The 25,378-nt window shown below is 63.0% G+C and carries 21 protein-coding genes; 9 read left to right on the forward strand and 12 right to left on the reverse strand.

Features of this window, described 5'->3' with window-relative positions:
- Positions 1 to 169: 169 nt before the first annotated feature.
- The 3 genes from WCJ41_RS13290 to WCJ41_RS13300 all read left to right on the forward strand — a co-directional run bounded on the left by WCJ41_RS13290 (position 170) and on the right by WCJ41_RS13300 (position 3,960).
- A complete protein-coding gene (locus tag WCJ41_RS13290; RefSeq protein WP_336906313.1) occupies positions 170 to 1,294 on the forward strand; it encodes a tyrosine-type recombinase/integrase in 1,125 nt (374 codons plus the stop codon).
- On the forward strand, positions 1,287 to 1,976 hold the full coding sequence (locus WCJ41_RS13295) for a hypothetical protein (protein WP_336906314.1): 690 nt from the start codon (positions 1,287 to 1,289) through the stop codon (positions 1,974 to 1,976). The genes WCJ41_RS13290 and WCJ41_RS13295 overlap by 8 nt, the downstream gene beginning before the upstream one ends.
- 337 nt (positions 1,977 to 2,313) lie before the next feature.
- On the forward strand, positions 2,314 to 3,960 hold the full coding sequence (locus WCJ41_RS13300; RefSeq protein WP_336906315.1) for a recombinase family protein: 1,647 nt from the start codon (positions 2,314 to 2,316) through the stop codon (positions 3,958 to 3,960).
- Positions 3,961 to 4,111: 151 nt separating this feature from the next.
- Here the strand turns inward: WCJ41_RS13300 and WCJ41_RS13305 are convergent, their stop codons facing one another.
- The 12 genes from WCJ41_RS13305 to WCJ41_RS13360 all read right to left on the reverse strand — a co-directional run bounded on the left by WCJ41_RS13305 (position 4,112) and on the right by WCJ41_RS13360 (position 16,130).
- A complete protein-coding gene (locus WCJ41_RS13305; RefSeq protein ID WP_336906316.1) occupies positions 4,112 to 5,011 on the reverse strand; it encodes an SMP-30/gluconolactonase/LRE family protein in 900 nt (299 codons plus the stop codon).
- Positions 5,012 to 5,031: 20 nt separating this feature from the next.
- Positions 5,032 to 6,207, reverse strand: coding sequence for an enolase C-terminal domain-like protein (locus WCJ41_RS13310; protein ID WP_336906317.1), 1,176 nt, complete (start codon positions 6,205 to 6,207; stop codon positions 5,032 to 5,034).
- Positions 6,204 to 7,196, reverse strand: a complete 993-nt coding sequence (locus tag WCJ41_RS13315; RefSeq protein ID WP_336906318.1) for a hypothetical protein — start codon at positions 7,194 to 7,196, stop codon at positions 6,204 to 6,206. Before WCJ41_RS13315 ends, WCJ41_RS13310 begins: the two co-directional genes overlap by 4 nt.
- Before the next feature lie 5 nt (positions 7,197 to 7,201).
- Positions 7,202 to 8,032, reverse strand: a complete 831-nt coding sequence (locus WCJ41_RS13320; protein WP_336906319.1) for a carbohydrate ABC transporter permease — start codon at positions 8,030 to 8,032, stop codon at positions 7,202 to 7,204.
- Positions 8,032 to 8,904 (reverse strand): sugar ABC transporter permease, encoded by an 873-nt coding sequence (locus tag WCJ41_RS13325; RefSeq protein ID WP_336906320.1) that lies wholly within the window; start codon positions 8,902 to 8,904, stop codon positions 8,032 to 8,034. The genes WCJ41_RS13320 and WCJ41_RS13325 overlap by 1 nt, the downstream gene beginning before the upstream one ends.
- Before the next feature lie 61 nt (positions 8,905 to 8,965).
- Entirely contained in the window at positions 8,966 to 10,309 is a 1,344-nt protein-coding gene (locus tag WCJ41_RS13330; protein ID WP_336906321.1) for an ABC transporter substrate-binding protein, read from the reverse strand.
- Positions 10,310 to 10,344: 35 nt separating this feature from the next.
- The gene (locus tag WCJ41_RS13335; RefSeq protein ID WP_336906322.1) at positions 10,345 to 11,121 is read right to left on the reverse strand and encodes an SDR family oxidoreductase; all 777 of its coding nucleotides are present in this window, start codon (positions 11,119 to 11,121) and stop codon (positions 10,345 to 10,347) included.
- Between the two features lie 372 nt (positions 11,122 to 11,493).
- Positions 11,494 to 12,270, reverse strand: a complete 777-nt coding sequence (locus WCJ41_RS13340; RefSeq protein ID WP_336906323.1) for an SDR family NAD(P)-dependent oxidoreductase — start codon at positions 12,268 to 12,270, stop codon at positions 11,494 to 11,496.
- 195 nt (positions 12,271 to 12,465) lie between these two features.
- On the reverse strand, positions 12,466 to 13,206 hold the full coding sequence (locus WCJ41_RS13345) for an N-formylglutamate amidohydrolase (RefSeq protein ID WP_336906324.1): 741 nt from the start codon (positions 13,204 to 13,206) through the stop codon (positions 12,466 to 12,468).
- Positions 13,206 to 14,534: a glutamine synthetase family protein gene (locus WCJ41_RS13350; RefSeq protein ID WP_336906325.1), complete on the reverse strand. Its 1,329-nt coding sequence runs from the start codon at positions 14,532 to 14,534 to the stop codon at positions 13,206 to 13,208. Before WCJ41_RS13350 ends, WCJ41_RS13345 begins: the two co-directional genes overlap by 1 nt.
- Positions 14,531 to 15,178: an isochorismatase family cysteine hydrolase gene (locus WCJ41_RS13355; protein WP_336906326.1), complete on the reverse strand. Its 648-nt coding sequence runs from the start codon at positions 15,176 to 15,178 to the stop codon at positions 14,531 to 14,533. The genes WCJ41_RS13350 and WCJ41_RS13355 overlap by 4 nt, the downstream gene beginning before the upstream one ends.
- A gap of 7 nt (positions 15,179 to 15,185) precedes the next feature.
- Positions 15,186 to 16,130, reverse strand: coding sequence for a MurR/RpiR family transcriptional regulator (locus WCJ41_RS13360; RefSeq protein ID WP_336906327.1), 945 nt, complete (start codon positions 16,128 to 16,130; stop codon positions 15,186 to 15,188).
- Positions 16,131 to 16,261: 131 nt separating this feature from the next.
- On the opposite strand from WCJ41_RS13360, the gene WCJ41_RS13365 reads away from it, so the two are divergent.
- The 6 genes from WCJ41_RS13365 to WCJ41_RS13390 are packed head-to-tail and all read left to right on the forward strand — an operon-like array spanning position 16,262 to position 25,248.
- Complete coding sequence (locus tag WCJ41_RS13365) at positions 16,262 to 18,058, forward strand: branched-chain amino acid ABC transporter ATP-binding protein/permease (protein ID WP_336906328.1); 1,797 nt, start codon at positions 16,262 to 16,264, stop codon at positions 18,056 to 18,058.
- 40 nt (positions 18,059 to 18,098) lie between these two features.
- Positions 18,099 to 19,256 (forward strand): ABC transporter substrate-binding protein, encoded by a 1,158-nt coding sequence (locus WCJ41_RS13370; protein WP_336906329.1) that lies wholly within the window; start codon positions 18,099 to 18,101, stop codon positions 19,254 to 19,256.
- 27 nt (positions 19,257 to 19,283) lie between these two features.
- On the forward strand, positions 19,284 to 19,985 hold the full coding sequence (locus WCJ41_RS13375) for an ABC transporter ATP-binding protein (protein WP_336906330.1): 702 nt from the start codon (positions 19,284 to 19,286) through the stop codon (positions 19,983 to 19,985).
- Positions 19,986 to 19,989: 4 nt separating this feature from the next.
- Entirely contained in the window at positions 19,990 to 20,877 is an 888-nt protein-coding gene (locus tag WCJ41_RS13380) for a branched-chain amino acid ABC transporter permease (protein ID WP_336906331.1), read from the forward strand.
- A 2-nt stretch (positions 20,878 to 20,879) separates the two neighbouring features.
- Complete coding sequence (locus WCJ41_RS13385) at positions 20,880 to 22,190, forward strand: aspartate aminotransferase family protein (protein ID WP_336906332.1); 1,311 nt, start codon at positions 20,880 to 20,882, stop codon at positions 22,188 to 22,190.
- A 22-nt stretch (positions 22,191 to 22,212) separates the two neighbouring features.
- Complete coding sequence (locus tag WCJ41_RS13390) at positions 22,213 to 25,248, forward strand: aminotransferase class III-fold pyridoxal phosphate-dependent enzyme (protein WP_336906333.1); 3,036 nt, start codon at positions 22,213 to 22,215, stop codon at positions 25,246 to 25,248.
- Positions 25,249 to 25,378 lie beyond the last annotated feature (130 nt).

The following is a 25,378-nucleotide window of genomic DNA, read 5'->3' on the forward strand; positions in this document are numbered from 1 at the left end:
GCCCGGGCGAATACGCGCTTGTCAGCCGCCTGCTCAATCACAAGAGCGTGGCGACGACGATGCGCGCCTATACCGGTACCGAGTCGGTGAGTGCCGCGCGCCATTATCAGAACCTCGTACAGGATCTGCGTGGAACCAGCGGCAAGTCCGTCGGCAAAAAGGTGGCGAGATGACGTCAGCGCCTTCAACAACATCTCGTGCTTGCTGGCCGATCGAGCAGTGGCCGGTGGAGGACCAGCGGCTGTGGGCCAGGGCCTGTGTGCCGCAGTCCCTGTTTGAAGATGATGGTGGCGGGCTTGCTCATCTGGCGGAGGTATCCCGCTTCAAATACGCCAAGGGCTGGGGGCGTTGGGTTGCCTTCCTGTCCGCTCACGCTGTGGGCGTTCTGGAACTCACCCCAGCCGAACGGTGTACGAAGGCCAACGTACAGGCCTACATCGATCACCTGCGCAGCGCCGGAAACTCTGATGGCACGATCGTCAACCGGCTGGGCGAGTTGATGGCCGTCACCGCTGCCCTGGACCCTGCCTTCGACCCACGCTTGCTCAACCGGTACATATCGGCCCTGAGATCAAAGGCGAGGCCAGTGCGTTGCAAGTCCAATGTCAGGTCGGCGAATGAACTGGTCGATCTAGGCGTGCGACTGATGGAGGGTGCCACCGATCCAGCCGATCTCGATCATGCCCTGGCCTTCCGGGATGGTCTTATCATCGCGTTCCTGATCCTTCACCCCGTGCGTCGCCGTAATCTCGTGAACTTCGAGTTGGGCAAGAATCTTCTCCGCCAGGGGGCGGGGTACATGGTGAGCTTCGCTGGCTCAGAGACCAAGAACGGCGCGCCCCTCGAGCTCCCGTTTGCCGACATCCTGGTCGAGCCCATGAACCAATACCTGGACATCTGGCGGCCAGTCCTGATGGCCCGACAAGGTCGCTGGACTCGTCCCGTGGGTGCCAGCGTATGGGTCTCTAGTGATGGTTCGCCCCTGGGGCAGGAAGGCATGTCGGGGCGCATCGAGCGGCGCACGCGCGACGCCTTCGGTAAGGCGATCAATCCCCATGCTTTCCGGGATGCCTCGGCGACGACGCTCACGATTGCCGATCCAGCCCGTGTCCGTTCTGCAGCACCCCTCCTGGGGCATCGTTCCCTGGCCACAACCGAGAAACACTACATTCAGGCAACAGGGCTCGAGGCACAGCGTTCCTACCTCGAGGTGTTGAAGGAAGCGCGTCGCTGCGAGAATATCTCTAATGAGGCTCAAGACAACATGACAAGAAAGGCAAGCTTCCGTGGTTAAGAACTTCACGCTTCCAACTACGAAAAAACTGGCAGACATCGGTCGTGACCTGAAGTTGAACGATGCTCAAGCCCGTGAGCTTGAGCTTGTCATCCGACATGCACATGCGGATCTCGAGGGATACTTCCGGACCAGGGTCGGCCGCGCCTCCCGCAAGGTCAGGATGGACCGCCTGCGGGCGGTCGATCAGGCGATCGGGAAACTGATCATCTTGCTCGGTAGGAATCCGGAGCGCATCAATGACGACCTGCCCTTTGAGGCAAGGGATGCCATCGTCCAGTGCGCTTCTTCAGAACTCATCACCGTGGTCACCGAGGAAGTGGTGTCCAATAGGGGCGCCAGAGTCCTTCACAAGGAGCAGTCGGCAGGCTTTCGTCATGGGGCGTCGATCCTTCTGGAGCAACTGAGGCTGATCCGCCATCCCATTCGCAATGTACTGTCCGAAAAGAGTGCTGACCCCGGCGGGCCGGAAGCAAACCATGTTCAGGTCGTCCTGATCCGTGCCCTGGCGAATGCAGCGCCGGACATCATTGGAAGGCGTGCCACAGCAACTGTGAGGGGCAAGTTCGAAAAGCTGGTGGGGGCCTTATTTGATGCTCTCGATATCGAAACTCCTGACCTTCGCAAGACGATCGAACGTAACCTCCACAAGAAGCCACCAACGCGGAAGACTCGGACATGACGTCTCTCCCCATGACCCTACCTGATCTTTCTCTGGTTGTGGGGACGCTTCGCCCCTTCAGCCCGATCATCGTTCTGGCATGCTCAAGCAACGGCCAAACTCGATTCGGGAAGGGGAGGCGGACATCCCGTCGGTTCCGGCTGCAGATTACACGCCCGGGGGCTTGTCACCCGATGGATTTTTGGTCGAGACTGACCTATCCAGTGACCGTCAGGTCACCGATGCCGAACTCGAGGCAATTGTCCGCCTCCTGAGCGGTGACCTCGCGCGCTTGCTGGACCAATCCCAGTCCCACTAACATCCCGATTCAAAGTGTTTCTGCGTCAGGAGATTGCCGATGAACTTCCGTTCGCCTGATCCTGCTCTCGCCCCGAAGCGGGCAGCCTTGTACCTGCGCGTCAGCACCGGGCGCCAAGCCGAGGGCGACGTCTCGCTGCCCTCCCAACGCGACCTGACGCGGCGCTATTGCGAGGCGCAAGGCTGGACCGTGGTCGAGGAGTTCGTCGAGCCCGGCGCCTCAGCCACGGACCATCGCCGCCCGGTGTTCCAGCGCATGCTGGAGCAGGCCACGTCCGCGGACCGCACCTTCGACGTGATCTGCGTCCATGCCTTCTCGCGCTTCTATCGCAACGGAGCCGAGATGGAGATGACCATTCGCAGGTTGAAGAAGTCAGGCGTCGAAGTGGTCTCGGTCACGCAGCCGACAGGGGATGATCCCTCGCAGGCCCTGATGCGGCAGATCATCGGCATCTTTGACGAGTATACCTCCCGCGAGAATGGAAAGAACGTCACCCGCGCCATGCGTGAGTCCGCGAAGCAGGGCTTCTGGAACGGTGCGACCCCTCCGCTCGGGTACCGCATTGTCGAAGCTGAGCGCCGCGGTTCCAAGATCAAGAAGAGGCTCGACGTCGATCCGGTCGAGTCGGAACTCGTGCGCCTGATCTTCACCCTTTATGTCGAAGGCCATGAGGGTTCCGGTTCGCTTGGCGTGAAGGAGGTCACGAAGTGGCTCAATGCGAAGGGGTACCGCACTAGGCGCGGCTCGACCTTCGGGGTTGGACCCATCTACGGCATCCTTACCAACCCCTGCTATGCGACAGGCAAGTGGCCTTATGGCCGTCGCAACTCCCGTACCGGCGGCCTTAACAATCCTGCCGACATCATCGAGATCGACGTTCCTGTCATTGTTCCGCTCGCACTCTTCGAACAAGTGCAGGCGCGGCTTTCTGCGCACAATCCGAAGGTCACACCACCGCGCGTGGCGAATGGTCCATCTCTGTTGGTAGGGTTGGCGACCTGCGCCTCCTGTGGCGCTGGCATGACTCGAACAGGTACGGCCAAGCGCGGCAAGGCTTACAGCTACTATAGCTGTGGCGGCTGCCATGCGAAGGGCAAGACGGTCTGCAAGGGACGCCATGTGCCCACCGCGAAGCTCGACAAGGCGGTCACTCAAGCCGTTCGCGACAAGCTCCTGACACCTGAACGACTGACGACGATTCTCGAGGCCCTGGTCGACCGTCAGGCTGCCAAGGACGTTGGCGTTGCAAACCGCAGGGCGGCAGTCGAAGCGGAGATCAAAGACACTGGTGACAAACTGGCCCGGCTCTACCGGGCGATCGAGGAGGGGGTGGTGGAAATCGATGCCCAGCTGAAGGAGCGCATCGCAGCCCTCAAATCGTCGCGTGACCTCGCACAGGACTCATTGGAACGAATTGCCACACAGGCGGCGAGTTCACGCGCCCTGACACCGGAACGCATTGCTGCCTTCGTCGATCTGGTCAGGCAGAAGATCGAGACCGCCGACATCCAGGCCCGGAAGGCCTACCTCCAGGTTGTCGCTCCGGAAATCCGCGTCGACGACCACAAGATCCAGATCATCGGCGACAAGGCCAGCTTGGCAGCCGTCATCGCAGGCCAGCAGACCGCCGGCGGAAAAGTTAGTGGTTTTGTTCGCAAATGGCGCACCCGACAGGATTCGAACTGATCAGTTACCTGCATAATTGGGAGGCGTAGAAGCGCCAAGGCTATTCACTGAACTTGTGTAGCCATTCGCACAGCGGTTATTATGGCATAAACGCTGGCCATCTAGGCGGCGGCACCTGCGTCGCGACCTTTCAGATGGCTCTAAAACGATGTTAGATGTCGCGAAAATCCCGGTTCAGGCTGAACTCCGGCTCGCATAGCCCAGTGAAATTTGTGTCGATCGCAAACAGTGCCCCACCTGGACCGACCTCCTCTTCTGGTCGTTGAACTCCGGGGCTCCAGCCGGAGGTTACAAATAGTGTTCTCAGGTCGGGTCCTCCAAAGCTCATGCTGGTAACCACGGGGCAGGGCAGTTCGACAACATCAGTCACGTTTCCATCGGGCGCGTAGCGAGTGAGGTGCCCTGCACCATAATGCGCGCACCACACGCCACCCTCGGCATCGACCGTCAGACCGTCGGGTATGCCATCGTCGGAGCCCATGCTGGCAAAGACGCGCCGCTTGCGGAGAAGCGGGGTGCCGGGCGCGAGATCATAGGCGAGGAGACGCCGCCCTAGAGAATCACTGAAGTAGAGAACATCACCCCGGGGCGAAAAGGCCGGGCCATTGCAGACGGTGAAGCCGCTGTCGCCCACATGCGCGCTACCGTTCGTGTCGACACAGTAGAGAATGCCGCGTGGCTCCGCCTCCGCGAGATCGAGTGTGCCCACCCACAGCCGACCCGACCGGTCGACTTTGCTGTCATTGTAGATGACGCCCTCGCGGCCCTGGTTGGGATCGCTGAAGGGCGTGAAGGTGCCGGTGGCCGGGTTGAACAGCACGAGCCCGGTGTCGATGGCGAGCAGCAGCCGCCCGCCCCGCACGAAGACGAACGAGCCGATGAATGTGGTGCCGGGAACCTTCCAGCTTTCCACAGTGCCGCCCTGGCGCAGGCGGTGGATCGTGGGGCCATAGAGGTCGGTCCAGTAGATCGCCTGTTCGCCAGCGTGCCAGAGCGGGCTTTCGCCGAGCCTGTCCCGTGTCTGGACCACGAGTGTGGGAGTGGGTGCCATGCTGGAGGTCCTCTCAGGCGCTAGAGTTTCGGGCTGCGGTAGAGCGCCTTGCCATGGGCGCTGATCTCGACGTCCACCAGGTACTTGCGCATGCCGGCAGCGCTCATGGTGACGCCAAGGCCCGGTGCGGCAGGAATATTGACGAGGCCGTTGGCATCGGGCGTCAGGTGCGTCTCGCTCATGTCCCAGGCCACGGACTTGGGCGCGAAGGGATATTCGCAGATGCGGTGGCTCTCGAGCCCGGCATAGGGCTGGAGCGAGGCGCAGAGCGCGAGATGTGACGTGAAGGTGTGATTGACGTAGGTGACGCCGTGTGCTGCCGCATAATCTGCAGCGCGCTTCGCAGGGCCTATGCCGCCGATGCGGCCGCAGTCGATCTGGATGAAACCAACCTTGCCATAGTCGATCAGCTGCTGGGCCATGTGGAAGTTGTGCGAGGCTTCACCACCAGCAAGCTTCACCTTGCCGCTTCTCGCCGCGAGTGCGGCATAGGCGCCATAGGCGCCGCCGAGGAAGGGCTCCTCGAACCACACGGTGTTGACCTCCTCGAGAAAGCCGATGCGCCTGGCTGCGGCGTCCACATCCTCGCGGAAAATCTGGCCCGCGTCGATCAGCAGTGTTCCGTCGGCTCCGATGCCCTCGCGCGCGGCGTGAAGGTGGTCGCGGTCCTGTTCCAGTGTGCCGCGGCCAAAGGGACCCCATCCACACTTGACTGCGCGATAGCCGCCGTCGCGCGCCCTACGGCAGCCCGTGAGCGTTTCCTGCGGCGTGTCGCCGAAGAGCTGCGAGGCATATGGAAGCTTCGGATAGGCCGTGGAATAGCCCAGCAGCTCATAGACTGCCGCATTGCGCTTCTTTCCCAGCAGGTCCCACAGCGCCATCTCGATGCCGGAGAAGGTGTGGGCGGCCTGCAGCAGGTCCATGCACTCCATTTCGACGGCGGCGTGGATCGCCGCGATGTCGGCCGCACTCTCAATCGGCTTACCCAGCACTACGTCGCGCACCGGCTTGCAGGCGCCATGCGACATGGGTGTCACGAAGGCAGCGATCGAGACGAGCGGCGAGGCCTCACATTCGCCCCAGCCCTCCACCCCGTCGGCGGTGACGCGCACCACCAGCGCGTCCTGGCTGCCATCGCCGATGTCCTCCACTTTGGGCATGGAGAGATAGAAGAAGTCGACGGCTTCGATGCTCATGATGGCGTTGTTCCTTGGTGGGTGGGCAGGTCGCGCGGGCCGTTCAGGATCGGTCCCACGGGTTTGAAGACAGTGAGTGCGATGGATGCACCGATCGATGCGCCGGGCGCAAGGCGCAGAAGCGGTGCGCCGCGCGCATGGGCAGTGGCGAGACCGAGCGCGCAGGACGTGGTGTTGGGCTCGATGCCGATGAGGCTGGTGCGGCCATCCCATGGGGCGTCCGGCGTGCCGGCCAGTTCATACCAGAGCCAGGCGCAGGGAAAGCGCTGGCCGTCCCAGGTGAGGAGCACGGCGATGGCATCGTCCATCCGCCGGATCGCCGCCCAGGGCGATGCAAAGCCTGTGAGATAGGCGACGGACGCCCAGGGCTGCCGGGGATGGGCGAGGTCGGCCGCGCCTCCAGCCTTCGCGGCGAGCGAAGGCCACGCACCGATTGCGCCGGGCATGATGGGGTTCGTCACCGGATCGTATGCGGCCTCCGCCTCAACCTGACTTGCGCCCGACGTGACCTCGAAGGGTGCGGCGAGAAGGTCGCTGCCGAAGCTCGGGTGATGGCCCCACATGACGTCCACCGGCCCGGCGCCGGAGGAGGTGAGTTCCTCCTCGATCGTCAGGACGTCGCCATTCACGTCGATCCTGCGGCGCATGGTGGCGGAGAGTATGGTGAATTCCCGCGTCAGCAGGATCGCGCCATCATCCTCCTCAACCTCCCACGGTGCAATCGAGGCTTCGCCGTGGAAGCCGTGGAACATGCCGTCGACCGTGCAGGCATCGCCCGCATTGGGAAAGAGCAGGGGCCAGCCGCCGGTGTAGCGCGTGAGCCATTCAGGTTCATCACGGGCGGCGAGGCCGGGAAGCGGCGCGTCGGTGGCATCCCACGGAACAGTGCCGAGCACCGAGAGGCCGGTCGGCTTGTGGCGTACAGCCGTGATTGTGCCGCCAACCTGAGGGTTGACCGTGACCTGCAGCGCCTCGCTGTCGAGCGTCACCAGACTCACTTGATGGCGCCCGACATGAGGCCGCGGATGAATTGCTTCTGGAACAGCACATACAGCATGAACATCGGCGCGCTGGCGATCACCATGCCCGCCATGGTCAGGGGCACCTGGTTGTTGTAGCGGCCGGAGAACACGCTGATCCCGGCCATCAACGTGCGCTTTGCATCGTCCTGAAGGAAGATGATGGCAATGAGCAGGTCGTTCCATACATAGAGCGAGTTCACCACCACGAGCGTGACGAGTGCGGGCAGCGACAGCGGCAGAACGACTTTCATCAGGATGGTGAACTGGCCCGCCCCGTCGATGTGGGCGGCCTCGTAGAGCTCTCGCGGCACGGTGCGGAAGAAGGTTACGAGTAGGTATACTGAGAAGGGCGTGATGAGGCCGGCATAGATCAGGATGGCGCCGAAATAGGTGCTGACCATGCCGAGCCGGGTATAGAGTACGAACAGCGGAACAATCATCACGACGGGCGGCACGGCCATGAGCGATGTCGAGACCGCCAGCAGCGTGTCACGTCCCCTGAAGCGCATGGTGGCGATGGCGTAGGCGCCAAGCACTGATATGGTTGTGGAGAGGATGACAGAACCTGCGACGAGAATCGTGCTGTTCAGCATCCAGTGCAGGAAGGGGCTTTCGACCAGCACGGCGTAGAAATTGTCGAGCACTGGGGCGTCGGGGGGGCCCAACTTGTCGATGGCGTATTCTTCGTCCGACTTGAGTGCCGTCACCACCATGTAGATGGTGGGCACGAGTGCCAGGAAGGAGGCAAGCAGCAGGACGGTCTGCTTCACCACGTTGCCGAGTTGCAAGGCATTCCCACGCATCAGGCGGCCTCTGCGCGCTGGCGCACCTTGAACAGCAGAAATATGAGGAGCCCGGTGACCAAGAATAGCAGCACCGAGGCGGCCGATGCAATTCCCGGCAGGCTGGAGCGGATCAGCGCGTTGAAGATGTAGAGTTCCACCACCTCGGTCGAGGTGCCGGGGCCGCCGCGCCCGCCGCCCATGATGTAGATGTAGGAGAAGACGGCGGCCAGCATGGTGATGACGCTGACCACCACGTAGAACTCGATGACGCCTCGCATCTCCGGCAGGATGATGTGCCACAGCCGGTGCCACCAGCCGGCGCCGTCGATCTTGGCGGCCTCGATCACCGACTCATCGAGGCTGAGCAGGCGGGCGAGGAACAGAATGATGCCAAGGGCTGACTCGCGCCAGATGATGAGGATCATCACTGTCCACAGGGCCACGTCTGACGAGCCGATCCAGTCCAGCGCCATGAAGTCGAGGCTCATCCATCGCAGCAGCTCGTTCACCGGGCCCGAGAATTGGAACATGCGCTTCATCACCACCGCGACGATGGGAATAGCCAGCACGAAGGGCACGAAGACGATGATACGGTAGAGCTTCCAGCCAACCACGCGCTCCGACAGCAGCACGGAGACGATGAGGGAGATTGCCACCATCACCGGAATGGCGAGGAGGAGTTGGAGATTGTGCAGCACCGCTTCCCAAAACAGCGACTGTCCAAGGACGAGCTGGTAATTGCGCATTCCGATCCACGGGCCGTCGATGCCGCGCACCATCTTGAAGCTGAACTCAAAGATCTTCAGCAGCGGGTAACCGAAGACGAAGCCCAGCAGGGCCGCGAGCGGCAGGACATAGAGATAGGGCGTGAGCCGGGACGATGGCGTCATGAAGCTGCGCTAAAAAGGGGATGGGTAGCCGCTGGCGCGCCAGCGGCTCCGGTGCGGTCGGTCAGGTGGGAGAGGACAGGTCCTTCGCCCACTTGCGGTAGTTCTCGACCATGTCGGGGTTGAATTCCTTCCACTCCTTGGCCGTGTTTGCGGCAAGCTCTCCCGCCTGCTCGCCCGTCATCGAACCTGCAACGATCTGCTGGCCCGTGGGGATGGCTGCACGCTCGTAGAACTGACCGGGCACCAGATTGGTGACGTTGGAGATGTTAGGCTTGAGGCCCCAGTTCTGCCAGAGCCCACGCACCGAGGGATCCTGGATGACGCTTGGATCGAAGCTGGTGTTGGAGGGGAGCCAGCTGGTCGCCTCCCAGAAGGCCTTGAGCTGGTCGGGCGACTGCAGGAACTCGAGGAAGGCGGCAGCGACTGCCGGATCTTCGGCATCCTTGGAGATGCCGAGGCCCTGCACATCGACGACCGGGGTCGCCGCGAGCTTGCCCTTGCCGAAGACCGGCATGGTCATGTAGCCGATCTTGCCGCCGGTCGCCTTGCTGTCCGCAGGTAGCCTGGTCCCGATGGACTGGCCGATACCGAGCTTGCCGGCCACCACGAGGTCGATGCCGGGATAGAGTTCGAGCGACGACATGTCCTTGTTGAGGAAGCCCTTCTTCTTTAGCTCCTCAAGCTTCACCCAGTGCTCGTGGTACTTCGGCTCCCTGAAGTCGCGGTCCCCAATGAAGAGTTCCACGGCCTCGCTGAAGCTGTCGAGCTGCTGGGGCAGCGAGTGCGTGATGTACCATTCGCTCCAGTAGCCGTCCTGGATGCCGCCGCCCAGGGCTTCGACGCCGGAACTCTTGAGCTTGTCGCAGGCGACGAGCAGCTCGTCCCAGGTCTTGGGCGGCGCCTCGGGGTCGAGGCCAGCCTTTTCGAACAGCGTCTTGTTGTAACACCAGAACATCGGCAGCGGATACCAGCCAGTACGATAGACGTCGCCGCCGAAGTGGCTGAGCAGCGTCGGGTTCGAGGCGGCGAGCACGTCCGGCTTTATGAGGCTCTTGAGGCCGCGGATGTAGCCGAGCCACACACTTTCCATGTGGTAGATGCCGTTCCACAGATACTGAACGTCGGGCGCATTGCCCGCTGCGGCGGCGGTTTGGAACTGCGATATCACCACCGCGGTGTCTTGAAGCATGGGCTTCACGGTCGCGGCATTGTACTTCGCCACCGAGTCATTAACGTATTTTTGGAGCCCCGGAAGCTCCTGCTCGCCCCAGTACCACATGTCCATGTCCTTTGCCTGGGCGGTGGCTCCCTTAGAGATACCCCCCAGCGCGGCACCGCCCGCCAGCATGGCAGAGGTGAGCATCAAGTTGCGGCGGGTGAGCATCGGGTATGCTGACTTTGTCATGTAGTTTGCCTTCCTTCGTTTCCCTGTTTTGCTGTCTAGAACGTACTCATCAGGCCACCGTCGACGACGAGCAGCTGCCCCGTCATATAGCGGCAGTAGTCCGAGGCGAGGAACACCACCGTGCCGGCCACATCCTCCGGCTGCCCACTCCTGCCCAGCGGGATCTTGCGTTTGTCAATATACCAGTCGATGAATTCGGGTGTCGTAGTCTCATCTACACCGTTCACGACCGACATCGGCGTCACCATGAAACCCGGCGCCACCGCATTGACGAGGATGTTGTGTGGCGCAAGCTCAACCGCCATGGATTTGGTGTAGGCGATGAGGGCGCCCTTGGCGGCATTGTAGGAACCGCAGAGCCCGCTCGAGGCGAAACCTTGAATCGAGGAAATGTGGATGATGCGCCCGCCGTTCTGCGCCGCCATGATGGGCGCCACCAGCTTCGAGCCCATGTAGACTGCTTCGAGGTTGATGGCGATGGTGCGGCGCCACTCTTCCAGCGTGTCATCCAGGATGCTCTGGGTGGCGGGGTTGATGCCGGCGTTGTTGATGAGGGTGTCGATGCGGCCGTGGCGTGCGTGAAGATCGGCGACGGCCCGCGCATAGGCGTCATAGTCGGTGACGTCGAAGCTGTGCTGGGTACAGCTGCCACCATTGCGGGCTATTTCCTGCGCCACATGTGCGAGGGTCTCAGGATTGCGGTCGACGAGTGCCGGGATGGCGCCCTCGCGGCTCATTTCAAGGGCAATGGCTCGGCCCAGGCCCTGGCCCGCGCCGGTCACAATGCAGATTTGGCCGTTCAGAAGCCCCATCTAACGCCTGCCTTACTATGGGCGACTATATGGGCGTTGAAAATCGCGTCAAGCGCGAGCCCTGCGCTCATATGCGCCTCAGCACTGCGTCCGGCGCATCCGCCACAACGTGTGGCTCGGACAAATCGAATGTCATGGGCAACTTGAGCACATTGTCGAATGGCCTGTCGGTCGAGGTGCAGGGTGCGTGCAGCACTTTATCGCGCGCTTGCTAATCGCTCGACCACTAGAGCTTCCGAGACTGAAGTCCGCAGCAAGCCCAAACACGCAATGGTGGCGACCTAGCCGTAGGGACAGGGTAGCTAGCCGGAATATTCCTGGAGATCGGAAAGAAGATCGATGTGCAGGGGAAGACTTACTCGACTGCGAGCCTCAGTTTCTCGCCTTGTACTCCTGGATGATGTTACCGCCATCAACCACAATCATCTGCCCGGTTACATAGCTGGCTTCTTCACTTGCGAGGAATAGCGCCACATGACCGACTTCCTCTGGCGTGCCAGGGCGTCCCACAGGAGTGTGGTGGCCGGCCACGATTTCGGCCTTGGAACTGGAGCCAGTTTGAATCCAGCCGGGCCCTACGCAGTTGACAGTAATTCCGAAGGATCCGACTTCGATTGCAACTGCACGCGTCATCCCCAGCATACCGGCCTTGGCGGCTGCGTATGCCGAACTGCCGGCAATTCCAACCAAAGGCCCAGTTACGGATGACATTTGGACAATCCGTCCATATCTTCTTGCCATCATGCCAGGCAGAACCGCCTGGGTCATGAGGAATGCAGTCTTCAGACTGATCTCGATCCCATAGTCCCACCCTGCCTCCGATATCTCAGCCAGTCTGCCGCCTGGGACGTCTCCGCCAACCTGGGTCATGCCGGCATTGTTGACGAGAATGTCAATGTCACCCAGATGGGTCTTGGCTGCCGCGACGAAACCCGCGACCTCCTCTGACTTGGTCAAGTCGGCGGGTTGAGCGAAGGCTCGGTCGGGCCCAACCCCCAGTTCGGCGAGTCTTTCGTGGACCCGATCGGTGGTTGAAGTGAGTGCTACTCTTGCTCCAGCAGCCAACAGCAGTCGCGCAGTTGCAAATCCAATCCCGTCAGCACTACCGGCGCCGGTGACAATCGCGGTTCTCCCCGCAAATTTGGTCATCCTTGATCCTTCTCAGCCTGATCCTGATGAGCATATAAATTGGCATGGGCCTCTCCACGATCATATCCCTTATTTAGGGGAGAGCCGGCGCGGGTTACATGAAGCCGATCCAGTAGGCTGAGCGCGCATGTTGAGGTCCCCTCGGCGACCTATCGACCAAACCGCAACTGGAGGTCCACCACCCGAGAAGGGAAGTCAGCAGGAGACAAGTGCCGCCGCGAGCCTGGCAGCCCAGCTGGCTGCATCATCTCTGTGGGTGATGAGGTCCTGGCGTATTTCAACAAGTACAGCATCAAGACCGCGGGCTTCGCCGTGGACGGGCACCGTATAGTCGCTGTCGTCTTCGATCTGATAGGGCTCGTTTTCTGCGATGAACTTCGCTGGGCCACCAAGCGCCTGGGCTAAATTATGACCAAAACGGTTGGAATAACGATGGAGGATGCCAGCGTGCCAGGGTCGGGCCACGCCCTTGTAGACGGGCGTAAAGCTATGAACACCAACGACAGTGGTCGCTCTGACGGCATCCCGTCGTGCATCGAGAAGCTGGCGGACGGCCAATTGGTATGGCTCAAAATATAAAGCAACCCTGCGCGCGCGTTCTTTGGGCGTGAGCGAGATATTCCCGGGAATCACGGTGCTCTCGCTGATTTCCGGTATGGAGGTGGCGCTCCCAACGGGTCGGTTCAGGTCGATCAGCAGCCGTGAGTAGCCTGCCATGACCAATGGAGCGTCGAGCAATGCAGACAGCGCTTCAGCCACATTGGCTGCGCCGATATCCCAGGCAATGTGGCGTGTCAGGTCTTCTGCGGCGAGGCCCAAATCCTTATATTCTTCAGGAATGAAGCGCGAGGAGTGTTCGCAGAGCAGCACATAGGGTGAAACACCCGTCCCGTTGAGAATACGCACTGGCGCTGGAAGACATTCAGCCGGGTCCATCAATAGATCTCCGCATAGCGCCGGCACATGGCATCATCCACCGCGTCGCCAGCGAGCTTCATTTCCATGCGCTTCATGCCGACATATGTTTCGATGGCGACAGGCGCGAACCAGCTGCACACCGCCTTGTCGGCCAGCAACGTATTGAGCGCCTCGGCCAGCGACTGCGGCAGACGTTGCAGCCCGAGCGCATCGCGCTCACTCGGCTCGAGCAGGGCGGGGTCGCCCGAGAACAACGGCGGGGCTGCAAGTTTGCGCCGGATGCCCTCGAGCCCAGCACGCACCATTACGCCAAGCGCTAGGTGCGGGCAGGCGGTCGCGTCCGCCGGGCGATATTCGATGTTGAAGGTCTTGGCCGGGTCGGCTTTGCCTACTCGGTTCACTGGACAAATGCGCAGGCTTGCCTCCCGGTCCTGTTCTCCGAACCAGGTGTAGCTCGAACTCCAGTGGTGTGGCTGCAGGCGCAGGTAGGAGATGGGGCTCGGTGCGGTGAAGGCGGTGAGGGCGGGTAGATGGCTGAGGATACCAGCGACGAAGCTTCCCGCGACGGCGGAAACACCACCGGGCCGTGCCGCATCGTGGGTTGCGGGCGCATCCTTAGCATCCCGGAACGAGAAGTGGATGTGAACGCCGTTGCCCACGCCGTCGACCGCCGTCTTGGGTGCGAAGGAGCAGTGCCAACCACGGTTGCGGCAGAGTTCACGAACCGTTTCGCGCAGCAGCACGGCGCGGTCTGCTGACGCAAGGGCGTCAGCTGGGGCTAGCGTGATCTCGAACTGATCCTTGCCGTATTCTGGGATGAACACTTCCGGCACAACGCCTGCGTCCCGCAGAGCCCCCATCAGCGCTGGTCCGAATGGATCGGCCCGGCGCTGGGCCTGAAGCGCGAAGGCGGGCGCCGCTGGCCAGTTCATGTCCAGCAACTGAAATTCATGTTCGAAGGAGGCGAGCAGCGTCAGCCCCGTCTCTTCCGCGAGGTCGGCAAGAGCCTGCTTGAGGAAGCTCCGGGGGCAGCAGACCCAGGGCTTGCCATCGAGTTCGACGATATCGCTCATGATGATGTCGAGTGGCGTCGCCGAGCCTTCGATGGCGAAGCGGAAATGCGCATTGTCGTCGGGCAAGAGCCGCAGGTCACCCGACGAGCCCCAGGGATTGGGATCTGCGATGAGATCAAAGGGTGTCAGCGACATGTTGGCGGGTACCCAGCCCACTGTCTTCTGCTGGCCAGGCGCGTAGGACGAGGCCGCGATCGAGCGGCCGCGCGTGATGCCAGCATAGTCCGTGGTCACGAAGGTGACGAGCGGTTCGAGCGCCGGATTGACACTCATGCTGCGGCCTTCCCGATGGCCTTGATGCGCGTGATCACCGTGTCGGTGTCGGTCACCCAGCAGTAGCCGCCATATGCCTTGAGCGCATTGTCATGACGCTCCTGCGTGTAGGTCGCGCAGGCATCGCCCGGGACCGAGACGAGGTAGCCACGATCCGCCGCATCGCGCACCGCCATGTCGACGCACTGGTCGGTGACCACGCCCGCCACGATCAGGTAGCGGATGCCGAGGTTCCTGAGCACATAGTCGATGTTGGTGGAGTTGAAGACGCCCGAGGACGTCTTCGGCAGCACGATCTCGTTGCGGATGGGTGCGAGCTCGTCGATGGGCGGGGCCAGCAGGTGGCCCTTGGGCACGAGAAGGTTCGAGAGCTTGTGGTCGAGAGAGGCGTCGCGGCAATCCTCTGTCAGCGCCTCGATGATGGTGTGGAGCACCTGCACGCCATGGGTGCGCGCTGCCTCGAGGATGCGCACTTGGTTGGGGATGACGAGGTCACGCAGGCGGCGGAAGTAATAGTGTTCGGCATTCATCTCCGGATGTGCGGGGTCACGGCCCGGCGCGCAGAACATCTTCTGCATGTCGACGAAGAGCACGGCGGTCTCGCCTGCCGTGTAATGTGCCTCGCGCCTGTCCGGCTTGCTCATGTGACCTTCATCCCTTGCGTTGGCGTTTGCGTTTCGCCAGGCCGGACGGAGCATCCAGCGTGACGTTGTGATCGTTGCGCACCTCTTCCAGAAGGGCTGCGCGGCTGCGCCAGTCGGCCCCCAGTTGCTCGGCCATGCCCACGGCGACGGCCTCCATCTGCAGGAGGGGCGTCACCAGCGTGTCAAAGGGCGAGGAGGTGGCCGTGGGTGCGGTGATGACGACGTTGGCGAACTCGGAGATGGGTGATGCCCACTGGTCGGTGAAGAGAATGACGTGGGCATCGCGTGCCGAGGCTTCCGACGCAAATCGCACCACGTCGGTCTGGTAGCGGCGGTAGTCAAACACCACCAGCACGTGGCGCTTGCCGAGCGAGGCGATCTCGTCCACGAGGTCGGCCGCCGTGCCGTCGAGCAGCCTTGTACCCTCACGCAGGTGATGCAGGCAGCGCTGCAGGATCCCTGCGAGGAAGCGGCTCAAGCGGCCGCCTAGACAGAGGATCTCCATGCGTGGATCGATGAGCAGCGCCACGGCGCGCTCGTAGTCCGCGGTCGCCGTCTCCCGCACCACCGCCTCGCACTGGCTCAGTGTTTCGGCGAAGAAGGCCTGGTAGGTATTGGGCTTCTTGCGAGAGGGCAGTGAGGTGGGCAGCGTGAGTGGCGAGCGCATGTGTGCCTCTACCTCGGCCAGCAACGCCTCCTGCATCTCGGCGAAACCTTCAAAGCCCAGCCTTTGCGCCAGGCGCAGTACTGTGGGGTCGCTGACGCCCGCCTGCTTGGCAAGTTTTGATACTGTGGTGAGGCCTGCCGCGGGATAATTGGCTAGAAGCGCACGTACCGCCTTCATTTCCGAGTTGGAGAAATTGCGGTTGGGCTCGAGCAGCCTGTCGCGCACGCTGCGGCCCGGCTTCAATGCCGGGGGGTCGCGGTGGACTGTGGCCTCAGTGCTCGTCATGGGCTCGGGCTCGTGTGTGCTTGTGTGGAATTCATTACAACAACTCGTGAGGCTCGTGCAAACTGAAACAAATATTGACAGCGCGGCGCACGCCCATGTTAGGCTTGACGCCTGAAGACCAAGGATACCCGATGCTCCCCTGGACCGGCGTTCCGCCACGTGCATGGACCAGCGCCCTTCTGCTCATCGCAGGCGTGGGCGGGCTGGCGCTCGTGGTGTCGCTTGTCTTCGGCAACACCGGGGTCAATATCGCCACTCTGGCGCTGCTGCAGGTGGCGGCGGTCCTGGCACTTGCCACCTTCAGCGGCAATTCCGGCATCGTGTCCTTCGGCCATTCGGCCTTTATGGGGATTGGCGCCTATGTCTTCGGCGTGCTTGCCATGCCCAAGGGCATCCAGGCCTCCGCCCTGCCCAACCTACCCCTGTGGCTGCAGGGCCACCAGCTGTCGCTTGCCGCCGCGCTCCTGATCGTGCTGGCCGTTGGTCTCGTTGTTGGCATTCTCTCCGGATTTCCGCTGGCCAGGCTGTCGACGGGTTCGGCCGCCATCGGCACGCTGGCCTTCCTCATCATCATCCATGTCACCCTGATCGGAGCGCGCGATTTTACTCGCGGCAGCCAAACTTTCTATGGCGTGCCGCGCCTCACCACCGTCTACGTCGCCTTCCTCGCGGCGGCGACCTTCATCCTCGTGGCCCGAATCCTGAAGGAGACGCCGCTTGGTCTGAAGCTGCGCGCGGCGCGCGAGAACGAGGTGGCGGCGGCGGCCTCTGGCGTCAACGTGCGCCTGTCGCGCCACATGGGTTGGGCGCTGAGCATCACGCTCAGCGTGACGGTGGGTGCGCTCTATGGCAGCTTTCTTGGTGCCTTCTCGCCCAAGGACTTCTATTTCGATCTGATCTTCACGCTTATCGCCATGCTGATCGTCGGCGGCATGCTGACGGTTAGTGGTGCTGTCGCGGGCACGGTACTGCTCGCCGGCGTCGTGCAGATCCTGCGCCAGGCGGAGACCGGCATCGACCTCGGGTCGCTGCACATTCCCGGTATCTTTGGTCTGCCGCAACTGGGCATGGGGCTTGCGCTCCTGCTCACCATCTGGCGCCGCCCCCTGGGTCTAATGGGTCTTCGCGAAATCGGCCCAGACTGGCCCAGGCGCAAGCTGGAGCCCATGCCGCCCGAGGCCCTCCACACCAAACCCGCTGGCGCCCCGCTCAAGGTCGACCAGGTCACCATGCGCTTCGGCGGCCTCGTAGCGCTCGACAACATCAGTTTCGCCGTGCCGCCCCGCCAAGTGACCGGCCTCATCGGGCCCAACGGCGCCGGCAAGACCACGCTGATCAATATAATCTGCGGCCAAATGAAGCCCACCGCAGGCCGCATCGTCATAGGTGGAAGGGAAATGGCAGGCGAGGCACCGCACCGCGTGGCGGTGGCGGGGCTCGGTCGTACCTTCCAGAACATCCGGCTCTTTGATCGCATGTCGGCGTTGGAAAACGTCACCGTCGCCGCCCTCTCCAAGGGCCACGATGCCGCGAATGCGCGGCGTGTCGCACTTGCCGAACTTGCCCGTCTCGGGCTTGCGCATCGTGCCGAGGATCTGGCGGGCTCCTTCGCCTATGGTGATAGACGCCGCCTTGAGATCGCCCGCGCCCTGGCGCTAGAGCCCAGATTCCTGCTCCTCGACGAGCCTGCCGCCGGCATGAACCCGGCGGAGACCGACGCCCTGATCCGCGTGCTCGAGTCGATCCGCAATGATCATGAGATCGGTCTCCTCGTTGTGGAGCATGACATGCGGCTCATCATGCGACTGTCTGACCGCATGGTGGTGCTGAACAAGGGTCAGAAGATCGCCGAGGGCACGCCACAGGATATCCGCAGCGACCCCAAGGTGATCGAGGCCTATATCGGGACCAAGCGGGCAAGGCATTGAAGAAGACGCTGACAACAAGAGACAACAGGAGGAACCAACTATGAAGAACTTCCGTTTCGCCGTGCTTGCGGGCGCCATTGGCCTCGCGGGGCTCACCACCGGGGCGCACGCCGAGGACGTGACCATCGGCCTGGCAACCGCCCAGACCGGCGGCCTCGCCTACGCCGACCAACCCTCGCTCGCCGGCTTCAAGATGGCGGTGGACGAGATCAATGCCGAAGGCGGCCTCGGCGGCAAGTATAATATCGTCCTCGACATCAAGGACACCCGAACCGACACGGCCGCCACCGTGCAGGCTGCGCAGGAGCTCGTCGCTGACGGCGTCAAGGTGATGATTACGCCATGTGATGCTGACCCGTCGATCGCCGCTGGCCAGATCAGCCAGCCGGCACAAATTCCCACGCTTACCTTCTGCGGCACGACGCCCACCATCACTGAAGCCGTGGGTGACTATATGTTCGGCACGTATCCCGCCGACAACGGCCAGGCAGCGCTACTCGCAGACTACGCCGCCAAGAAGGGCTACAAGAACATTTACATCCTGAAGTCGCCCGACAGCGCCTACACGCTGCGCCTGCCGGAGTATTTCGAGGAGGTGTTCAAGAAGAAGGGCGGCACCATCCTCGGCGAAGGCACCTACACCATGGGCCAGCAGGACTTCGCCGCCGAGGTTACCAAGATCAAGGCGTTGAGCCCGCAGCCCGACGCCATCATGACGGCGGCCTATGAGCCGGACTTCCCGGCCTTCCTGCAGCAGTTGCGCGGCGCGGGCGTGACGGCTCCCATCATCGGCTCGGACGGTATCGACAGCCCGACCATCACCGGGCTGGGTGCCATCGCCAATGGCATCGTGCACACCACGGCGGGCTCGCCCGTCGCCGGCTCAAAGCTCGCCGCCTTCTACGACAAGTTCAAGGAGAAGACGGGTGCGGCGCCCGAGACCGTCTATGTCGCCACCGGTTACGAAATCCCCTACATCCTTGATGCCGCGGTGAAGGCCGCGGGCTCGGTCGACGGTCCGGCACTGCGTGATGCGCTGGCGAACCTCAAGGACGTCGAGGTACTCACCGGCAAGGTGACCTATGCCGGCACCAACCGCATGCCGATCCGAGACATCACCATCGTCGAGATCCAGGACGGCAAGCGGGCGCCAATACTGACCGCCATGCCGGACCCAGCCGACGTGCCGAAGCCCTGATGCCCGACAGCGCGCGAAGGATGCCCGATGCTTGAGGTCTCCGACCTGAAGGTGAAGTACGGGGAGGTGGCGGCCGTCAAGGGCGTCAGCCTCTCCGTGCCCGAGGGCTCCATCGTCGTGCTGCTGGGCGCCAATGGCGCGGGCAAGAGCTCGACCCTCAACGCAATTGCGGGCCTCGTGGTCTCCACGGGGTCCATCCGTTTCGAAGGTGCGCCGCTCTCTGGCCGGCCGGCGGAGGACATCGTGACGCGCGGCATCGCGCTCACGCCCGAGGGGCGGCGCGTATTCCCCTCGCTCTCGGTGGCGGACAATCTCCACCTCGGCGGCGCCGCGCATGCCTCCGGCGCGGAATTAAAGAGGCGGGTCGAAGCGGAGCTCGACCGCTTTCCCATCCTGCGCGAGCGCTATTATCAGAAGGCGGGTCTGCTCTCGGGCGGCGAGCAGCAGATGCTGGCCATCGCCCGCTCGCTCATGGCGGGCCCGCGCCTTCTTCTTCTCGATGAACCGTCGCTGGGTCTTGCCCCGCTCATCGTCGACAAGGTTTTCGACCTGATCCTAGACCTCAAGCGCCGTGGCCTCACCATCCTGCTCGTCGAGCAGAATGCCGAGCGCGCGCTGGAGATCGCCGACCACGGCTATGTGCTGCAGACCGGGCAGGTTGTTCTCGACGGCACGGGCGCGGAGCTCGCCCGCAGCGACCTCGTCAAACAGGCCTATCTGGCGGAGTAACCGAATGGACATCGTCCTACAGCAGATCGTCAACGCCATCAGCCTCGGCGGCATCTATGCGCTCTTGGCGCTGGGACTTGCGGTGGTCTTCTCTATCGTCTCGCTCATCAACTTCGCTCATGGCGAGCTGATGACCGTGGCAGGCTACGGCATGTTCTTCGCCGCCGCGGTGTCGCTGCCCTTCCCCTTCGCCGTCTGCGCCGCCATAGTTTTCGCGGTCATCGCCGCGCTGCTGACCGAGCGCTTCGCCTTCCGCCCTATGCGCAAGGCCGACGCAACCGGGTTGCTGCTCACAAGTTTCGCCGTCTCCGCCATCCTGCGCGTCATTTTCCAGAACGGCATATCGGCGCGGCCCAAGCCCGTGCCGCTGCCGTCGGGCTTTGCGGGCGTGATCGACCTGGGCTTCCTTCATGTAGGCATCGTGCCGCTCCTGTCGATCGTCATGACGGCGTTGTCGCTCACCGCCCTCACGCTGTTCCTCAGCCACACCACCCTCGGCAAGGCGATGCGAGCCGCAGCTGAGGACTTCCAGGTGCTGCGGTTGATGGGCATCAAAGCCAACCGGGTGATCGCCGTGGCCTTCGCCGTTTCTGGCGCACTTGCCGGAGTGGCGGCCGTATTGTGGATCGCGCAGCGAGGCTCGGTCGACCCGCTGATGGGTTTTGTTCCGGTGCTCAAGGCCTTCGTTGCCGCCGTCATCGGGGGCTTGGGCTCGCTCACCGGCGCCGTGGCGGGGGGATTTGCGCTCGGCATTCTGGAGGTGCTGTTCCAGGCCTTTCTGCCCGATGCCGCACTCCCTTTCCGCGATGCCTTCGTGCTGGGCTTCGTGATCCTCATCCTCATCTGGCGGCCGGACGGGCTGATCCCGGCGCCAGTCACAAGGCGGAGCTGACGGTGGCGGCCAATTCCATCTACGCCCGTGACAGCCAGCTTGTCGCCGGGCTTCAGAAGTTGCGCTTCTTCCCGCTGGCGCTTACCGGCGGACATGGCGCCTACGTTGTGGACGAGACGGGCCGCGACCTGCTCGATCTCTCCGCCGCCTGGGGTGCCGCGAGCCTCGGCTACGGCCATCCGGCCATCGCAGAAGCTGTCTGCGCGGCGGTGCGCAACCCGGCAGGCGCCAGCATCCTCTCGGCCACGCATCGGGGCGCCGTCGATCTGGCGCAGCAGATCCTTGCCACGCTTCCCGAACTGCCAAACCACAAGGTTTGGTTCGGTCATTCCGGCTCGGATGCAAATGAGACGGCCTTCCGAGGTGTCGCCGCGGCCACCGGCAGGCCGCGTGTAATCGCCTTCCGCGGCGCCTACCACGGCGGCACGGCTGGCTCGATGGCGATCTCCGGCCACGCCGTACAGTCGCATGCGTCGCGCGCCGAGGGCCTGACGCTCATTCCCTATCCCAATCCCTATCATGGGGAGGATGGCGAAGCGGTACTGCAATATCTTGCCGAACTGTTCTCGACCACACTGCCGGCGAGCGAAGTGGGTGCGTTGTTCATCGAGCCGATCCAGTCGGATGGCGGCTTCATCGTGCCGCCGACAGGCTTTCTCAAGCGCCTCGTCGACATGTGCCGCGCTCATGGCATCCTAATCGTCTCTGACGAGGTGAAGGTGGGGCTCGCCCGCACCGGCCTGATGCACTGCTTTCGCCATGAAGGCTTCACGCCCGACCTCATCTGTCTCGGGAAGGGGCTGGGCGGCGGGCTCGCGATCTCCGCCCTCGTGGGCCCTGCCACTGTGATGGATCATGCCACTGCCTTCGCCATGCAGACACTGCACGGCAACCCCGTCTCTGTCGCTGCGGCCTCCGCGGTGCTCACCACCATTGAGACTGAAAAATTGGCGAACAATGCTGCCGCCGTTGGCGCATTCTTCCTCGATGGCCTCGAAGCCCTTAAGATGCGCCACCCCCTTATCGGTGATGTACGTGGCCGCGGGCTTGCCATTGGCGTCGAGCTGGTGTCGGATCGGGCGGTGAAGACGCCGTCCAAGAAGCTCGCAGCCAAGACCGTCTACCGCGCATTCGAACTGGGCCTGGTGCTTTACTATGTCGGCCTCAACTCAAACGTGCTCGAACTCACCCCGCCACTCGTCCTGACCTCGGACCAAGCCTCGGATGCCATCTCCATACTCGACAGGGCGCTTTCAGATGTGGAACAAGGCCGCGTCAGTGATGATGCCGTGAAGGATTTTGCGGGATGGTAGCCCACGCGCCAAGGAACATGCCGTGAACCAGATCTCCGTCTTCGATTCCCCCAAGCCCGCCTTCACCGCAGAAGAGGCGCAGCACCTGCTGTCGCGCGACTATGGCGTAGAGGGAAAGCTGAAGGAACTGGTGAGCGAGCGCGACCAGAACTTTCTCGTCGGCTCCCCGTCCGGGAAATTCGTGCTCAAGATCGCCAATGCGCTCGAGGATCCCGCCTTCCTCGCCCTGCAGAACGCCGTGATGAAGCATGTGGCGGCCGCTGATCCTGACCTCGGCCTGCAGCGCGTGGTCGCGACCCGGACGGATGCGGACAGCACGGTCTGGGATCGCGGTGCTGAGCGTCATGCGGTGCGGCTGCTGAGTTACCTGCCGGGCGATCTCTACTCGGCCGCAACCAGTTCGCCCGCACTTCTCGAAAGCCTCGGTGGCTTCGTGGGCCGGCTGTCGCACGCCTTGCGCGGCTTTGGCCACCCGGCGGCCTTCCGCCCCGGCTTCCTGTGGAACCTTGACGAGGCCATGGCGGTCAAGCCCTGGCTTGGCGATGTGGTGCCGGAGCGCTGCGACCTCGTGGCCCGTATCTTTGCGCGCTACGAGGCGCGCGTGTTGCCACGGCTCCACCTGTTGCGCGGTGCCGTGCTGCACCAGGATGCGAACGACAACAACATCGTGATCGACAAGGCAACCTCCACTGTCACCGGCCTCATCGACTTCGGCGACATGACGTATGGCCGCCAGATCAATGAGCTCGCCGTGACGCTGGCCTATGCGCTGCTCGATGTCGAGGATATCTACAAGTCCGCCGCTCCTGTGATCTCGGCCTATGCGCGTCAGTTCCCGCTGGAGCCCGACGAGGCGGCGATCCTGTTCGACCTCGTGGCGGCGCGCCTCGCGATGAGCGTCTGCATCTCGTCCCATCGCGCCAAGGATTTCCCCGACAACGACTACCTGCTTGTCTCGCAGGCCCCCGCCTTCCGCCTGCTGGAGCGGCTGGACAAGACCAATCCAGATTTCCTCGCCGCCTTCACGCGCCATGCCGCCGGCCTCGCGCCGGTGCCGACCAGCGATGCCGTCGTCAGCTGGCTGTCGTCACCCGACTGCCGGCCGCGGCCGATGTTCGACATCGACCTCGACCGTACCGGCCGCATCCTCCTGCACCTCCAGGAAGGCGCACCCGGCATGGAGCACGCAGCTGATCCGCAGGCCTACTGGAGCTGGCTCGAGAGCCGCTTCGCCCAGGAAGACGCCGGCTTCGCCATCGGTCTCTATGGCGAGCTTCGCAACGTCTACAAGGGCGAGCAGTTCGCGACCGCCGCCTCGCCCGAATGGCGCTCCCAGCACCTCGGTCAGGACATCTTCATCGCCGCCGGAACGCCGCTCCATGCGCCGCTTCCCGGCAAGGTGCTGAGCGTTGTCGACAATGCACTCCCCTTTGATTATGGCCCGACCGTCATCCTCGAACATCGCGCTGGCGAGAACGGTCCCGCCTTCTGGACCCTCTATGGCCATCTCTCGCGCGAGACGCTGGCGATGGTAAGGCAAGGACAGGCCATCGCCGCCGGCCAGCAGATCGGCTTCATCGGCGACCACACGGTCAATGGCGGCTGGGCACCGCATCTGCATTTCCAGATCATCACCGACCGGCTGGGGCAGTCAGGCGAATTTCCCGGCGTCGGCCAGCCATCGCTGTGGCCAGTGTGGCGTGCCATTTCGCCCGACCCGAACCTTATCCTGCGCCTTACGCCCGAGAGCTTCGTGGAGGACAGGACACCGCCCGACGTGCTGCTGAAGCGGCGGGCCGAGGTGCTGGGGCCATCGTTATCGATCAGCTACAAGAAGAAGCTCAAGATCGTGCGCGGGCGGGGCGCCTATCTCTATGACCACACCGGCCGCGCCTTCCTCGACGGCGTCAACAACATCTGCCATGTAGGCCACAGCCATCCACATGTGGTCGAAGCACTTGCTCGTCAGGCATCGGTTCTCAACACCAACACGCGCTACCTGCACGACACGATCCTCGATTACGCGGAGCGGCTGGGGGGCTATTTCCCCAAGCCTCTCTCCGTCGTCTATCTCGTGTGCTCGGGGTCCGAGGCCAATGAATTGGCGCTGCGCATCGCGCGCACGGTGACTGGACGGCGCGCCACCATCACGCTCGACTGGGGTTATCACGGCAACACCAACGGCCTGATCGACGTCAGCCCCTATAAGTTCAATCGCAAGGGCGGCCGCGGCAAGCCGGATTACGTCGAGATCGCCGAGCTGGCCGACCCCTATCGCGGCCGCTTCAAGGGCTATGGCGAGAACAGCGGCATGGCCTACGCGGCTTCCGTCGCCGAGAAGGTGGACCTGATCCGCGAGAAGACAGGCCAGGGCCCGGCCGCCTTTATTGCCGAGGCAATATCGGGTTGCGGTGGGCAGGTCTTCTTCCCCGACGCCTATCTCAGGACGTCGGCCGAGCATGTGAGGAAGGCCGGTGGCCTCGTCATCGTCGACGAGGTTCAGACGGGCTTCGGCCGGGTGGGCAACCACATGTGGGCGCACGGTCCGCAGGGCATCGTCCCCGACATCGTGACGCTGGGCAAGCCCATCGGCAACGGCCACCCCATGGCTGCCGTCGTCACCACGCCGGAGATCGCGAAGGCCTTCACCAACGGCATGGAGTTCTTCTCCTCCTTCGGCGGCAACCCAGTCTCCGCCGCTGTCGGCATGGCGGTTCTTGACGTTCTCGAGCAGGAGGGATTGCAGGACAAGGCCCGGGCCACGGGCGAGCACCTGAAGCTCCGATTTCAGGCCATGGCAGAGAAGCACCCTCTCATCGGGCACATACGCGGCGAAGGCCTGTTCCTCGGCGTGGAACTGGTGAACGACAGGGACACGCTGGATCCAGCCACGGAAGAAGCCGGTCGAATAGCCAATCACATGCGTGAGCATGGCGTCCTAATCTCGACCGACGGTCCCTTGGACAACGTGCTGAAGATCAAGCCGCCAATGGCTTTCGGCCTGGTCGAGGCGGAAATCCTTGCGGACGCGCTGGAGGCGGCATTGGACCGTGTGTGATCATCCAGGCGATGTTATTGCGGGAAAATCTTCCACCACAGCCAACGCCGCTGTGTCGGTGCCGATGCCCATGGGAATGGCGCGCCCGACAGGATTCGAACCCATGACCCCCAGATTCGTAGTCTGTAGG

The organism is Aestuariivirga sp. (assembly GCF_037139295.1).
Taxonomy (GTDB): Bacteria; Pseudomonadota; Alphaproteobacteria; order Rhizobiales; family Aestuariivirgaceae; genus Aestuariivirga.